Here is a 14473-nt window from a genome sequence, read left to right on the forward strand (position 1 = left end):
AGCACAAGCCACAACAGCATGAGCGGCACGCTCACGTTACGAGCTAGAAACGCATGCGTGCCGGAGTGACGGCTGTGCGCCGCAACAGCGAAAGCCAAGCTCGCTTCAAGCGCCTGCTGGGCAAAAGCTTGGCGACCGGCCGCATCTTGCTTCCCCGCGGCTTGTGGCTGCGCACGCCGATCAAGATGTCGTAGAAGAAATTGACGACATCAGACCGCGTTTCAAAGATTCCTAGCCTTTGCGGAGAATCCTTTGCATCAAGAAGGGGCTTTGTTGCCTCGTAAGCAGGCTTGTATTCAAACCAGGGAATAGAAGGCCAAAGATGATGCACTAAATGATAATTCTGGCCCATAATTAGCCAATTCATCGTACGTCCCGGGTACACACGAGCGTTCTGCCAACGATTCCGCGACAGGAAGGGGCGATGGGGCAAATAGTCGAAAAACAAACCGAGCGTGACTCCCACCATGAGCGCGGGAGCAAACCAACAATTGAAAATAAAAGGCAGAAAGTCGAACCGAATTGCTGCGGCAATGATCGTAAAGAAGATGGCGCGCTCAAATCCCCACTGCATCAACTCCCAACGCTTCCAGAGCTTTCGCTGAAAGAAGAAAAACTCGTGATAGAAAAATCTGGGAGCGATTAACCAGAGAGGGCCAAACGTACTCACAATGTGATCAGGATCATGCTTGGGATCATTCACATGTGAGTGATGTTGTAGATGCACCCGTGTAAACACAGGAAAACTGAATCCCAATAGCAAGGCTGAGCCGTGCCCCATCAATTGGTTCACCCAAGGAACAGGATGAGCCGCGTTATGACAGGCATCGTGCACGACGGTGCCCTCCAAATGGAGCGCTAAAAATCCGCCAATCAGCAGCAGAGGCAACGGCCAACCACCCACAAACCAACCCCAAGTCGTCAAAGCTGCCAAGCCGTACCCGCCCAAGAACAGTCCAACGGTGGGGTTCCATGCAGACGGTGGATCGACAAACTCCTTAGGCACTGACCGAAGTCGGGGCGTCGATCCCGAGCTCTCCGGTTGTGCGAGTGCCTGAGTCATCGAAAAATTCCTGTGTTGCCTGCTGCTACAAGCGACACCAATCTAGGAAAAGGAATGCCCACCGCGAGACTTGAACTCGCACAACCGAAGTCACTGGTACCTAAAACCAGCGCGTCTACCAATTCCGCCAGATGGGCAGAAGCGAATCCTAAACATCGACCCAGAATGAGGACAACGTCGTCCCCACATCCATCGATGCTGGCCACTCTTACTGGAGATCTCTGTTTGCTGGCGGGGCTCGCCGTTCTGCTGCTGCCACTGCTCGCCACGGAACTCAGTCGTCCCCGCGATGGCGCCTGGGGAGCCATCATTCTTCTGCTAGGCCTGGTCCTCGTGACCAGCAGTGATCGACTACGAGGCGCTCCCATGCTGGGAGTGGCTTGCGCTGGCTTGCTCATCAGCCGCCTCGGAGCGGAAGTCGGTCAGGCCCGCTGGCAACAACTCAGTGATGAGGAACGACAAAGACTTGGCTCCCGGGAACGCTGGACCACCAGCCTGCAACAACTCACCACCGTCTTGGCCAGTCTTGGGAGCGCAACGGCAGACACGCTCAAAAGCCTGAAACCTGCCGCAAAAACTGGAACCAACAAACGCTGGGTCCGCCCTGATGAGTCATCCACAGGGGCAGACCTAGACGCCCCTGCCGGTGGCGAGATCAAGGAAACAACGAGAACGGCTGACAAAAAGGAAGCCAAAAACAACGACGACAGCAGTGGCAACGACGACAGCAGTGGCAATGGCGACAGCCGTGGCGATGGCGACAGCAACGCCGCCGTCACACCGGAAGCACAAGTCACCACGCCAAAACGCCCGAAGCGCTGGGTCCGTCCAGACAGCCCAGAACCATCCCTGGAAGCTCAGGAGGCGCCTTCACCGTCCAACAGCGATGAATCCCCAGATGAAGCACCAGATGAAGCCCTGAACGAAACCAGCGCTGAGGCAAGCACGGATCGCACCGACGAAGACTGATAATTCTCTTTGCTACAGCGCCAACGTGACCCAGCAGACAGGCCAGGACGCTGATAAGCGCCCGTCATACAAAGACACCCTCAACCTGCTGGAGACGGGCTTTGGAATGCGTGCCAATGCCATCCACCGCGAACCGGAACTTCAAGCCTTCTGGAAAGACAAAGGCATCGACCTGGAGTTGGGACGCAACAATCCCGGCCCGATGTTCACCCTGCATGACGGCCCGCCCTATGCCAACGGCGCCCTGCACATGGGCCACGCCTTAAACAAGGTGCTCAAGGACATCATCAACAAGCACCGTCTGATGCAGGGCCGGAAGGTGCGTTTTGTGCCTGGCTGGGACTGTCATGGTCTCCCAATTGAGCTCAAAGTGCTCCAGGCCATGAGCCAGGAGCAGCGTCAAGCGCTCACCCCGATCAAGTTGCGCAAAAAGGCTGCGGCCTACGCCCACAAGCAAGTTGCCGGCCAAATGGCCGGCTTTAAGCGCTGGGGCATCTGGGCCGACTGGGAAAACCCCTATCTCACGCTGCAAAAGGACTACGAAGCCGCTCAGATCGACGTCTTTGGGACGATGGCGCTGAAGGGCCACATCTACCGAGGGCTCAAACCCGTGCACTGGAGCCCCAGCTCACGCACAGCCCTGGCAGAAGCCGAACTCGAATATCCCGACGGACACACCAGTCCCAGCGTCTACGTGGGCTTTCCTGTGGTGGATCTCCCCGAAGGCCTACGCAGCAAACTCAACGAGCAGGGTTTGGACTTACCCGCACAGAGCAACGCCCTAAGTGAGGGCCTACAGGTGGCGATCTGGACCACCACCCCCTGGACCCTGCCCGCCAACCTGGCGGTGTCGGTCAACGAACGCCTCGACTATTGCCTGGCAGATGACGGCAAAGGGCGGTTTCTGATCGTGGCAGCTGAACTCTGCGACGCCATCGCCTCCAAGCTTGAACGCCCGCTTCAAGCCAAAGCCACCGTGAAGGGGGCCGATCTTGCTGGCATCACCTACAGCCACCCCCTACTCGAGCGCCGCAGCGCCATCGTTGTTGGTGGGGAATACATCACCACGGAATCGGGGACGGGTTTGGTGCACACGGCCCCAGGCCATGGCGTCGATGACTTCAACACCGGGCGCAAGCATGGCCTACCCGTGCTCTGCCCAGTAGATGAAGCTGGAACCCTCACCGCAGAAGCTGGCCGATTCGAAGGCTTGAACGTCCTCAAGGATGCCAATGCCGTGATCATCACGGCGCTCGAGGACTGCGGTTCCCTGCTTCTGCAAGAGGACTACAGCCATCGCTATCCCTACGACTGGCGCACGAAAAAGCCCACGATCTTCAGGGCCACTGAGCAGTGGTTTGCCTCCGTGGAGGGCTTCCGCACGGAGGCACTAACCGCCATTGATGGCGTGCAATGGCTACCCGCATCGGGCCGAAACAGAATTGAGTCGATGGTCTCCGAAAGGGGCGACTGGTGCATCTCGCGGCAGCGCACATGGGGTGTTCCTATTCCGGTGTTTTATCAGCGTGAAACCGGCGAAGTGCTGCTCAATGCCGAGTCCATCGCCCATGTCAAAGCGCTGATCGCAGAACACGGCGCCGACATTTGGTGGGAAAAAGACGAGGTTGATCTCCTACCTCCCAGCCACAGCGCAGAAGCGCATCTCTGGCGTAAAGGCACCGACACCATGGATGTGTGGTTCGATTCCGGCTCCAGCTGGGCCTCTGTATCGAGCCAACGCGACGGTCTCAGCTACCCCGCCGATCTCTACTTAGAAGGTTCAGACCAGCATCGCGGCTGGTTCCAGTCCTCGTTGTTGACGTCGGTGGCCGTGAACGGCACGGCCCCCTATCGAACCGTGCTCACCCATGGCTTTGCCTTGGATGAAAAAGGCCGAAAGATGAGCAAATCCCTCGGCAATGTGGTGGACCCGATGGTGATCATCGAGGGCGGTAAAAATCAAAAACAAGAACCCGCCTATGGCGCTGACGTGCTCCGCCTATGGGTGAGTTCTGTGGATTATTCAGCCGACGTGCCGATCGGTGCAGGCATCCTGCGGCAGCTCTCAGACGTCTATCGAAAAGTGCGCAACACCTCGCGCTATCTGCTCGGCAACCTGCACGATTTCGTCCCCAGCCGTGATGCGATCGCCATCCGTGAGTTGCCCTTGCTCGATCGCTGGATGTTGCAGCGCACAGCGACCGTGCTCGACCAGATCAGTGAAGCGTTTGAACGCTATGAGTTCTTCCGCTTCTTCCAACTTCTGCAGAACTTCTGCGTTGCCGATTTATCGAACTTTTATCTCGACATCGCCAAAGACAGGCTGTACGTCAGCGCCCCCACCGACAAGCGTCGCCGCAGCTGCCAAACCGTGATGGCGCTGATCATTGAGCGCCTGGCCGCGGCCATCGCCCCGGTGCTTTGCCACATGGCGGAAGACATCTGGCAGAACATCCCCTATCCAACAGAAACCGAGTCGGTGTTTCTGAGCGGCTGGCCCACGGTGCCGGAGGAGTGGCGCGATGACAGCCTGCAAGCCCCCATGCAGGAGCTGCGCGAACTGCGTGCCGCGGTGAACAAGGTGCTGGAGGAATGCCGAAGCAAACGCATGCTGGGAGCCTCGCTGGAAGCGGCCGTTCGCCTCGAAGCGCGCACCCCCGCACTTCAAGACGCCCTTCACTGGCTGCAAAGCAAGGGCGATCAAGAGGTGGATGGCCTGCGCGATTGGCTGCTCGTCTCCCAGCTGCAGATTGGAGGCGAGCCCTGGGCCGAATTGCTGGCCAGTGATGACAACGAACTCGCCGTGATCGAAGTGGCCCTGTCTCGAGGCGAGAAGTGTGAGCGCTGTTGGCACTATGAAAGCGACATCGGTCAGCACAGTGCTCACCCCAGCCTCTGCGGTCGCTGCGTTTCCGTGCTGGAACGGCGCTAAGCGTCAGATCCAGCGGTCTGCTTCGATCAATTGCTCAGGAGGAAGGGGGCCGATCAGGCGCTCCTCCTGTTGAGGGTTGAGTGGACCGCGCAGCAATTCAGCGGTTTCGACGCTCGCCCCCTCGGGAAGCACGGTGCGGTCCGGATCAAAATCCGTGGGATGGGTGGTGCAACTGCTGAAGCCCCGAAAAATCAACACTTCCAGAGCTTCTTCCGCACGTTCAGCGGATTGCACCGTTCCGCGCAGTCGCACGACGCGATCGGGACGATCACGACTGATCGCTTCAAGGGCCGGCAACAACGGATCAGAACTCACCAGCCACCCGCCCCTGACGCGGCAGGCGCACGAGGAGCCACTGGAGAAGCCCCACCACATACGCCACTAAGGCCACATAGCCGATGAATGCGGCAACCGCCTCACTCCACTGCCCCCCAAAAACGAAGTCGAACAAACGCTCCGCTACGCGATGCAAACCCTGGGGACCTTCCAACCAAGCCAGGCACTCAGCACCACGCAGTTGATCCGCACAGCGCAATGCGGTGGCCGACATCCCCGCCGCGAGCAAGGCGAATCCAGTGAGGGCCCAGCGCCAGATACGAACGGTGAGGGGGAGGGCACTCCCCGGGGCGCTGTCGGCGAGTTCTTCATTGAGATCCACCCAAAACCACACCGAAACCGCCATCAGCACGGGTGCGATGAAGGCCATCACGTAGCCGATCGGACGCCGATCGGTGAGCAGCAACACGCTGATGGGCAACAGGCTTGCCACCTTCCAATACAGACCCAGCAAGCGCACCATCGCTGGCTCACGCCGCACCCCTGCCCAGATCAGCAGAACGAGCGGAACACCGAGGGCAAACGTTGCCCCTAAGCGATAGGTCAGCCAAACCAAACTGCGGTAAGGGAGATCGGGCACCAGGGAGGTTCGAGTTGGAGCCATTATCGATGCCATCGACCTAGCCCTCGAGATTGGTAGGGTCCAACACATGGTTCCGTTCAACCCCCTCGATTGGTTCCGAGGCTCCGGAACCCAGGCCAAGTGCCGAACAGCACTCAGTGGCTGTGCCTCTTTGGAAGAGGCAACGAAAGATGTCACCAATCAACTCGGCTCGGAAAAAGGCGACTTAGCCCTCGTGTTTGTTTCCAGCCATTTCGCAAGCGATCTGCCGCGGTTGCTTCCGCTTTTAAGCCAAAGACTCCAGGCCGAACACTGGATCGGCTTCGTGGGGGGCGGCGTTGTGGGAACCGATAGTGCCGGACGGTCGCAAGAACTAGAGCAGACCACGGCCCTAAGCGTGACCCTGCTGAATCTCCCCGGGGCTCAGCTGAAGCCGTTTCAGCTCGACACCGGGGCACTCCCGGATCTTGATGGACCGGTTCAAAACTGGCAGGACTGGGTCAGCGTGGATCCAGCCGACAGCCGCTCCCTGCTGCTGTTCATCGATCCCAGTTGTGGAGCGATCAACGACCTGATCAGCGGCCTGGATTACGCCTACCCCAACGCAGCGATCATTGGAGGAATTGCGGCCCCCCACAACGCCAGTCATGGCTCGCTGCTCCTCGATGGTCAGATCATCAATGGTGCCGCTGGGGTGAGCATCGGCGGGGACTGGGTTCTTGATCCAGTTGTGGCCCAGGGCTGCCGCCCGATTGGTCCCGTGTTTGCGATCGAACAAGCCCAACGCAACGTTCTGCTGGAACTCAGCGATGGCGATCGTCGCGACACGCCTGTGGCCTGTTTGCAACGCGTGCTGGCCGATCTCAATGCAGAGGACAGAGAGCTGGTGCAGCACTCTCTCTTCCTTGGCGTGGAGCGTCGCAATCTGATGCAGGAGTGCCCCAGCGATTTCCTGGTCCGCAACCTCATCGGCGTTGACCCACGCAATGGTGCCGTCGCCGTGGCTGAGCGGGTCCGACCAGGCCAGCACGTGCAATTCCAGCTCCGAGAAGCGCAATCATCAAGGCTGGAAGCTCGCCAGCTGCTGGAGGCCAGCCAAGACCGTTGCCCATTGCCACCACTTTGTGGTCTGCTATTTGCCTGCCTTGGTCGAGGGAGCGGGTTGTTTGGAGAGGCCAACGGAGATATTTCGATCGCCCGCGACGTGCTCCCCGATCTTCCAATCGCCGGTGCGTTTTGCAATGGCGAGATCGGTCCCTTAAGCAACACCACCTACCTGCATGGGTACACCGCTTGCTGGGGCTTGCTCCGCCATGCACCTCTTGTCGCCTCACCTGAGGACTGATGCGCCAGCACGTCAATCCGCTCAGCCGCTTCTTTCAATTGCCGCTGGAACTACCGGCACCGCAGGAGCTGTTCGAGAATCCCAACCTGCCGATTCATCTCGATATTGGCTGCGCTCGAGGCTTCTTTTTGTTGGAGCTTGCGGCGCTGCAACCCGAGCGAAACCATCTCGGAGTGGAGATCCGCCGGCCCCTGGTGCAAGCCGCCCAACGCGATCGCGACCGTAAGGAGCAGCACAACCTGCATTTTTTATTTTGCAATGCCAATATCAGCCTCGAGGCTTGGATGGCAGCGCTGCCACCAGACCAGTTGCAGCTGGTAAGCATTCAGTTTCCAGATCCCTGGTTTAAACAGCGCCATCGCAAGCGCCGCGTGCTGCAGCCCGCCCTGTTGCTGGCCATCGCCTCAGCGCTCCATCCCGGGCGACACCTGTTTTTGCAAAGTGATGTGTTGGCTGTGATCGAACCGATGGTGGCCCTGGTGGAACTCTCCAACGGCTTTGCCCGCCCTAAAGACGATCCACAACCATGGCGAACGAGCAACCCACTGCCCGTGGCAACGGAACGGGAGCGCTACGTCCAGGAGCAAGGACAACCCACCTATCGCGTGCTGTTTGAGCGCACGGACGCCGCCCTTCCCGCCTTGAGAGATCTGGAGATGGCTTGGCAACAGGTTGATAATTCCAAAGCCGCTGCACCCACACCTCATGGATGAGGCTCAGGCCCCACCACCTCTGTTGCTGCGCTGGCAAGGACTCCTGCCCGCTAGTGATCAGCAGCGCCGTCGCCTGAGCTGGTTGGCAAGCATCCTGCTGATGGTTCTCCTCGCTGGACTTCCCTTCCTCACCCGAACGGGGCTGGGATTGGTGGTCCTCGCCTGCGGAGCGCTGTGGATCCTTTGGGCCAGCGTGAGCCAACCGCAGCGCATCGGTGCCATCAGCGCCTGGGTGCTCCTGTTCCTAGGCATCGCCGTGCTCGCCACGGGCTTCTCTCCTGTTCCGGTTGCTGCAGCGAAAGGCTTGATCAAGCTGCTCAGCTACCTCGGCGTGTACGCCCTGATGAGACAGCTGCTGGCCGAGCGTCCCGAGTGGTGGGACCGACTCGTCGCCGCCCTGCTCGGCGGCGAAGTGCTCACCAGTGTGATGGCTCTACGCCAGCTCTACGGACCCACCGAGGAGCTGGCTCGCTGGGCCGACCCCAACTCCGTAACAGCGGGCACGATCAGGATCTACGGCCCCCTAGGCAACCCCAATCTGCTGGCGGGATACCTGGTTCCCATCCTGCCGTTGGCACTCATTGCCTTGATCCGCTGGCGGGGCTGGGGAGCACGCTGCTACGCCGCTGTGGCCCTGGGGTTGGGAGCAGCAGCCACCTTGTTCACCTACAGCCGCGGTGGCTGGCTAGGCATGCTCGCGGCCCTCGGCGTGCTGGTGCTGCTGCTCGTGTTGCGTGCCATCCGCAGCTGGCCAACCCTGTGGCGACGTCTCGTCCCCATCGCCCTGCTTGTGCTGGCTGGTTTGAGCTTGGCTATCGCCGTCACGCAGGTGGAGCCCGTCCGCACGCGGGTCGCCAGCCTGCTGGCTGGACGAGGCGATAGCTCCAACAACTTCCGCATCAACGTGTGGTTGGCCGCAATCGAGATGATTCAAGACCGCCCCTGGCTGGGCATCGGGCCAGGCAACGCCGCATTCAATGCCATTTACCCCCTGTACCAACAGCCCAAGTTCAATGCCCTCAGCGCCTATTCCGTCCCCCTGGAACTCCTTGTTGAAACGGGCATTCCAGGCCTGATCGCCGCTCTTGGATTGGCTGGAGCCAGCGTTCGCAACGGCCTCAAGGCTTTGCGCTCAACGTCTGCTCTGGCGTTGCCCTGGCTGGGATGCCTTGCCGCGATCGCCGGGCTGCTCATCCAAGGCGCCACGGACACCATTTTCTTCCGGCCAGAAGTGCAAATCATCGGTTGGTTTTGCCTGGCAACCCTGAGTCAGGTCGGCCAGACCACCAAGACCGCCCAGGCCAACCGATGAGGGATGCCCTGATTTTGGCTGGTTTCGATGCTGGCCAAACCCATTGCCGCTGCAAGCTGAGCCGATGGCACAACGGGCACTGGCAAGCCCTTGGAGAAGGCAAGGGCAGTGGCGTGAGCCACCTCCAGGCCAGCGGAGGCGAAACACGGTTCCTGGAGGCCATTCGCAGCAGCCTGCAGGCCGCCAATCCCAGCGGCTGGAAGATCGCCGCTGCTGCCGTTGGTGCCAGCGGCGTGGAGCAGGGCACAGCGCTTCAGGACCTTGCCAGAGAGCTCTTAGCCAGCGGTCTCGAGCTACCAAAAGAGCACTGCATCGCCACTGGCGACGAACGCACCGCCCTGCGGGGAGCCTTTCCAAGCGATGCCGGCATCGTGCTGATCAGCGGCACCGGAATGATCGTGGTTGGACGCAACGACAGCGGCCTTGAAAAGCGTTGTGGCGGATGGGGATGGCAACTGGATGGAGCAGGGGCTGCCTTTGATCTCGGCCATCAAGGGCTGCAGCTCAGCCTGCGCATGGCTGATGGCAGACTCCCGGACGGACCACTGCGCAACCAGTTGTGGCAAGTGCTGGGGTGCCGCACAGCGGCAGAGATCAAGGCCTTCGTTGTGCAGCCCGATTACCAACCAGCCCAGCTGGCCCAATTGGCCCCGATCGTCTCCGCCGCCGCAGAGGCGGGCCATGCGGAGGCCGCGGCCATTGTCGAGCGCTCCGGCGCTGCGCTTGCCGAAGCCGTTCAAGCCGTGGCTTCATCCCTGGGGCTGACCCGACCAGTGCTCTGCGCCAGGGGCGGAGCACTGCTGAATCTCGCGCCTCTTCAGCAGGCCGTGGATGCGTCCTTACGCCAGCGTCAGCTGGAGGCGCACTGGGACGACCGGAGTGGAGACGCCTGCGATGGAGCGCTCACCCTGGCGCTAGAAAGCTGCTGATCGAGAAGCAATGATCAAGACGTCCTGATCAAGCAGCATTGAGATGCTGATCTGCTGCGGCAGCTAAGCGGGAGGTCCAGTGATCGACCACCGCTTGATCGGCAGCCTCAACCATCACGCGCAGCAGGGGTTCTGTCCCACTCGCCCGCACCAGGACGCGACCGTCTTCCGCCATCGAAGCCTCCGCCTCTTGAACCAAGGAATAGAGCGGAGCACAGTCCTCCCAACCCTTTCGGCGCTCACGATTCTCGACGCGCACATTCACCAGTTTCTGGGGATAGGCCTGAAAGCTCTGATCCACCCACTCGGCCAAAGAAAGCTGTTGAGCATGGCAAAGGCTTGCCAGCTGCAGAGCGGTCAAAACACCATCACCGGCCAACCCATTCACGGAAGACAGGATGTGACCTGATTGCTCGCCGCCGAGGGCTGCCCCCGTACGGACCATCTCGGCATGCACATGCTGGTCTCCCACCGGTGTCCGGTCCAACAGGCCACCACGCGCTTGCCAAGCCCGCTCAAAACCCAAATTCGACATCACCGTGGCCACCAAGCGCTGATCCGGAAGTTGTTCCTTCGCCTGCAAGACCGACCCCCAGAGGTAGAGGACGTGGTCACCATCCACCACACGTCCTTGGCCATCAATCGCCAACATGCGATCGGCATCGCCATCAAAGCCAAAGCCCATGGCGGCCCCCTTTTCGATCACCGCTCGGCGCAGAGGCTCCAGGTGGGTGGAACCACAATTCACATTGATCTTGGTGCCATCCGGATCACCGTGCAACACCGTGAGATCGGCGCCGAGGGCAGAAAACACCTCTGCACCACAGGCTGTTGCCGATCCCCAGCAGAGATCCAGCACGATCGGAACACCATCGAGTCGATGCGGCCCAACGCTGGACAACAAGCTGGCGCGGTAGTCGTCGAGAAGTTCAGGGCGATGACGGGCCACTCCGGATGCCGCTAACGCGATCCCAGAACCGTCTCCACTACAAAGACCGGCTTCAATCGCCTGCTGACGCTCAGGGGACAACTTGCTGCCAGTGGCGCCAAACACCTTGATCCCGTTGTCTTCCGGAGGGTTGTGGCTCGCCGAAACCATCAAGCCACCGGCGGCTGAGTAACGGCGAATCAAACCGGGCACAGCCGGCGTGGGGCATAGTCCCAAGGTCCACACCTGTCGGCCAGATGCCATGAGGCCAGCGCTGAGTGCGGCGACCAACATGCTGCCGCTGCTGCGCGAATCCATGCCAATCAGCACAGGTCCCTCTGCCTGAAGCACCCGTCCACACCAGTACCCCACCTGAAGGGCCAAAGCCGGGGTGAGCATGGTGTCGACCCGACCACGCAAGCCGTCCGTCCCAAAGCTGATCTGCGATGGCTTCGGGAGTTGCCCCAAAGGATGGGTGGCAGCTTCAGCCATGACAACTCAATTCTGAACGCAATCTTAAGCGGGGCCGCTGGTTCTAAAGCCAACGACGCGGGGCCAGCAACAGGGCTGCCACCTCCAACAACGCCCACGCCATCAGTCCTGCCACAAGCCAGCCAGGCACGAACTGGAGGGGCCAAAGCCAACGCAATCCCCACAGCAGCAAAGCCAAGCCACAGGCGATCGCACAGCGCCGGCGTTGCTCGCTCCCTGGACGCCGCGGCCCTTGCCCCTTTGCCATCTCAATGCCGTGCGCTGGGAACAGAATGCCATCAGTTTCCGGCCGAGTCTTGACCGTTCAACACTCCCGTGGCCTTCTGCTTCTGGCTGGAACTCCACTCCTCACCGTTGCGATCGTCCTCGGCGGACAGACGGTCTTGCGCCGCCTGCACACTCCACTCACACCATCGCTTTCGAGCGCTGATCTCTGGACCCGTTATCGCTGGTCGCTCAATCCCAGCGAGCGGAGGGAAGCCGCTCTCTTGCTCGCAGCACGCAGCCCCGATTCAGCGGAGAGATCCCAGCGCTTGCTGGCCAATCAAGGCTGGGGCAACGATCCCCTGGCGGCCGTCACGCTGAAACAGCAGGCGTTAATTGCAGCCAAATTCGGGCGCACTGCAGAGACACAGCAACGCTGGCAGGACTTGCTCCAACGCTTCCCCCAAAGTGCCGCCAGTGCCGATGCCCGCTATCACCTCGGGCAAGCCAACCCAGCGCTCCACACAGAGCTTTTTCAACAACACCCCGGCCATCCGGCCGCCTTGGCAGCAGCAGCAGAAACCAACAAGGATTCCCCCAAGCAAACGATCGCCGCCTTGCATCTAGCCCGCTGGGGTGCCCGCTGGCCAGGAGCTGCCAGTCAGATCAGGGAAGCCTGCAACAGGATCAGCGGCGCTGGCTTGAAGCAAACCGATCGACTCACACTTGCGCAAGGGCTCGCGTCCCTTGGAGATAGCCGTGCTGCGGAAGCCTGCCTCCAGGGCACACCCACCACTCCAGCCAGCGCCTTGGCCATTGGTCGGGTCCTGCTCCGAGGGAACGCTGAACAGCAAGCGCGTGGAAAGCAGCAATTGCTCGAGCTCGCCATCAACCACCCAGACGATCCGGAAGCCCTCGAGGCCGCAGCGTTGCTCAGCGAACCGCTGAGACCCGACCCGGCACTATTGGATGCCCTGCCGAAAGCCTTGCAACAACGCTCCGCTGATGTTGCAGCAGCCCGGGTGCGCCTTGCTGACGCAACGAACGGTGACGCGTCTAACGGTGACCTAGCGAATGCCATGGCCGTTCTGAGGCGCTGGCCCACCAGCCCAGCCGCCTGGCAACTGCAGTGGGACCTGGCTCGCGAGGCCCTGTTGAAAGACCAATGGGAGCGTGCAGAAGCACTCCTGAACGCCATCCCGAGCGCAGATCTTCCTGAACCTTTAGCCGCAAGGCAGCAGTTCTGGCTGGGGCTCACCTTGTCGAAGCAAAACCAACCAGCGCAAGCCAAACAAATCTGGAAGCGATTGGTCAAAACCCATCCGAGGAGTTATTACACCTGGCGCGCCGAGGTGAGATTGGGACGGGGAGACCTGCCAGATCTTGATCAAGCCTCCACCGCTCGCTCGGCAGATCTCAGCGATGCGTTTCAAGCGCACTGGGAGCCATTGAAAAGTGGCGATCCATTCGTTGATCGTCTCTGGCGCCTCGGCCAAACCCAGGAAGCCTGGGAAACCTGGCGGAATCAACAGCCCCCATCCGATCAGCCATCCAATCCAAGCCAAAAGCTTGTGGAAGGTCGCCTTCGAGTGGCCGTGGGGGACGCATGGACAGGCCTGAGTCGCCTTTGGCGCGCCAGTTTGAGACTGGTCAATCAAACCTGCGAGGAGCGTCAGCTCCTGCACCGCAGCCAGCATCCCCGTCTGCTCTCGGAGGTGTTTGACACCGCCTCCCAACAGGAGGCGGTGCGATCTGAACTGCTCATGGCGATCGCCAAGCAGGAATCCCGCTTCTCCCCAAGCGTGAGCTCACCCGTCGGAGCGATTGGATTGCTGCAGCTGATGCCTGCCACGGCGGAAGAACTGGCTGGCGATTCCCTTAGCCAGGAGCAGCTACGCGAGCCAACACGCAATGCAAAGCTCGGAGCGCGTTACCTCCGTCAATTGCTGGGGCAATGGCAGGGCAACATTGTGCTGGCCGTTGCCAGCTACAACGCTGGGCCCGGCGCCGCCAGTCGGTGGGTGACCCCCGATCTGAAGCAAGATCCAGAGTTATGGGTGGAGCGCATCCCCTACCCAGAAACGCGTCTTTACACCAAAAAAGTCCTAGGAAATCTCTGGGCCTATCTCGGATCAGGTAGCGACCACTGCGACAGCTGAAGCCAGCGGGTTCGGCAAATCCTGACCTAACCAAATGCCCACCAGCACCACCGCCGCCAACCAAAAAGCCATGACTTGAGGCGGAGGCACCACCTTGATCCGGGTGAGGTCCAACCGGGCCAGCAAGGTGGCAGACGCCAAGATCAGCACATCGGAAAGCAGGCTCAGACTGAGCAAATAAAGGCCCACCATGATCACAAGCAGGAGGGTCGCGATCAGGCTGAGCACGCGGCTGGAGGCCATCAGCATCGACAGCTGACGCAGGAGAAGATCTGGCATCGTGCAGATCAGCACAATCACGAGCGATTGCAACACCTCCACCGTCCAGAACAAGCTGGGCGGCACTTTCTGCAGAGCAATCAAATGCTCGCTCTCAATCGACCAGTGATGACCAAGAAAAATGGCCACACCAAACAGCACAAGCAGCAGGGGAGCCCGCAGTGGCAGTGAGAGAAAACGAAAAAGAGACATCAGCATGCAGCCAACGGTCGACTGATGAAATCAGCTGGAAATGAAATCAGCGAGAAAG

General features: G+C 60.4%; 13 protein-coding genes and 1 tRNA gene. 7 read left to right on the top strand and 7 right to left on the bottom strand.

The window, feature by feature from the left end:
* Nucleotides 1-43: 43 nt before the first annotated feature.
* Complete coding sequence (crtR, locus tag SYN8016DRAFT_RS07060) at nucleotides 44-1063, bottom strand: beta-carotene hydroxylase (RefSeq protein WP_006853656.1); 1020 nt, start codon at nucleotides 1061-1063, stop codon at nucleotides 44-46.
* A 55-nt stretch (nucleotides 1064-1118) separates the two neighbouring features.
* Nucleotides 1119-1200, bottom strand: a tRNA-Leu gene (locus SYN8016DRAFT_RS07065).
* Between the two features lie 58 nt (nucleotides 1201-1258).
* On the opposite strand from SYN8016DRAFT_RS07065, the gene SYN8016DRAFT_RS14245 reads away from it, so the two are divergent.
* Together SYN8016DRAFT_RS14245 and ileS are read left to right on the top strand one after the other, a co-directional pair.
* Nucleotides 1259-2032 carry a hypothetical protein gene (locus tag SYN8016DRAFT_RS14245; RefSeq protein ID WP_006853657.1) on the top strand — a complete coding sequence of 258 codons (774 nt, stop codon included), beginning with the start codon at nucleotides 1259-1261 and terminating at the stop codon, nucleotides 2030-2032.
* A gap of 25 nt (nucleotides 2033-2057) precedes the next feature.
* Entirely contained in the window at nucleotides 2058-4964 is a 2907-nt protein-coding gene (gene ileS / locus SYN8016DRAFT_RS07075) for an isoleucine--tRNA ligase (RefSeq protein ID WP_006853658.1), read from the top strand.
* A gap of 3 nt (nucleotides 4965-4967) precedes the next feature.
* Here the strand turns inward: ileS and SYN8016DRAFT_RS07080 are convergent, their stop codons facing one another.
* Both SYN8016DRAFT_RS07080 and SYN8016DRAFT_RS07085 read right to left on the bottom strand, forming a co-directional pair.
* The gene (locus SYN8016DRAFT_RS07080; protein WP_006853659.1) at nucleotides 4968-5279 is read right to left on the bottom strand and encodes a hypothetical protein; all 312 of its coding nucleotides are present in this window, start codon (nucleotides 5277-5279) and stop codon (nucleotides 4968-4970) included.
* Nucleotides 5269-5880: a DUF3177 family protein gene (locus SYN8016DRAFT_RS07085; RefSeq protein ID WP_038014073.1), complete on the bottom strand. Its 612-nt coding sequence runs from the start codon at nucleotides 5878-5880 to the stop codon at nucleotides 5269-5271. Before SYN8016DRAFT_RS07085 ends, SYN8016DRAFT_RS07080 begins: the two co-directional genes overlap by 11 nt.
* 70 nt (nucleotides 5881-5950) lie before the next feature.
* Between SYN8016DRAFT_RS07085 and SYN8016DRAFT_RS07090 the strand changes: the two genes are divergently transcribed.
* The 4 genes from SYN8016DRAFT_RS07090 to SYN8016DRAFT_RS07105 are packed head-to-tail and all read left to right on the top strand — an operon-like array spanning nucleotide 5951 to nucleotide 10161.
* On the top strand, nucleotides 5951-7207 hold the full coding sequence (locus SYN8016DRAFT_RS07090; protein ID WP_006853661.1) for an FIST N-terminal domain-containing protein: 1257 nt from the start codon (nucleotides 5951-5953) through the stop codon (nucleotides 7205-7207).
* The gene (trmB, locus tag SYN8016DRAFT_RS07095; protein ID WP_006853662.1) at nucleotides 7207-7920 is read left to right on the top strand and encodes a tRNA (guanosine(46)-N7)-methyltransferase TrmB; all 714 of its coding nucleotides are present in this window, start codon (nucleotides 7207-7209) and stop codon (nucleotides 7918-7920) included. The genes SYN8016DRAFT_RS07090 and trmB overlap by 1 nt, the downstream gene beginning before the upstream one ends.
* Nucleotides 7913-9232, top strand: coding sequence for an IctB family putative bicarbonate transporter (locus tag SYN8016DRAFT_RS07100; RefSeq protein WP_006853663.1), 1320 nt, complete (start codon nucleotides 7913-7915; stop codon nucleotides 9230-9232). The genes trmB and SYN8016DRAFT_RS07100 overlap by 8 nt, the downstream gene beginning before the upstream one ends.
* The gene (locus tag SYN8016DRAFT_RS07105; RefSeq protein WP_006853664.1) at nucleotides 9229-10161 is read left to right on the top strand and encodes a BadF/BadG/BcrA/BcrD ATPase family protein; all 933 of its coding nucleotides are present in this window, start codon (nucleotides 9229-9231) and stop codon (nucleotides 10159-10161) included. Before SYN8016DRAFT_RS07100 ends, SYN8016DRAFT_RS07105 begins: the two co-directional genes overlap by 4 nt.
* Nucleotides 10162-10189: 28 nt before the next feature.
* Here the strand turns inward: SYN8016DRAFT_RS07105 and glmM are convergent, their stop codons facing one another.
* Together glmM and SYN8016DRAFT_RS07115 are read right to left on the bottom strand one after the other, a co-directional pair.
* Nucleotides 10190-11581, bottom strand: coding sequence for a phosphoglucosamine mutase (gene glmM, locus SYN8016DRAFT_RS07110; RefSeq protein WP_006853665.1), 1392 nt, complete (start codon nucleotides 11579-11581; stop codon nucleotides 10190-10192).
* A gap of 43 nt (nucleotides 11582-11624) precedes the next feature.
* Nucleotides 11625-11828, bottom strand: a complete 204-nt coding sequence (locus tag SYN8016DRAFT_RS07115; RefSeq protein ID WP_006853666.1) for a hypothetical protein — start codon at nucleotides 11826-11828, stop codon at nucleotides 11625-11627.
* A gap of 25 nt (nucleotides 11829-11853) precedes the next feature.
* Between SYN8016DRAFT_RS07115 and SYN8016DRAFT_RS07120 the strand changes: the two genes are divergently transcribed.
* A complete protein-coding gene (locus SYN8016DRAFT_RS07120; protein WP_006853667.1) occupies nucleotides 11854-13944 on the top strand; it encodes a transglycosylase SLT domain-containing protein in 2091 nt (696 codons plus the stop codon).
* On the opposite strand, the gene SYN8016DRAFT_RS07125 is transcribed toward SYN8016DRAFT_RS07120, so the two are convergent.
* Nucleotides 13918-14421: a hypothetical protein gene (locus SYN8016DRAFT_RS07125; RefSeq protein WP_006853668.1), complete on the bottom strand. Its 504-nt coding sequence runs from the start codon at nucleotides 14419-14421 to the stop codon at nucleotides 13918-13920. The two genes, SYN8016DRAFT_RS07120 and SYN8016DRAFT_RS07125, sit on opposite strands and share 27 nt — an antisense overlap.
* Nucleotides 14422-14473 lie beyond the last annotated feature (52 nt).

It is taken from the genome of Synechococcus sp. WH 8016, from assembly GCF_000230675.1.
In the GTDB taxonomy this organism is placed as follows: Bacteria; Cyanobacteriota; Cyanobacteriia; order PCC-6307; family Cyanobiaceae; genus Synechococcus_C.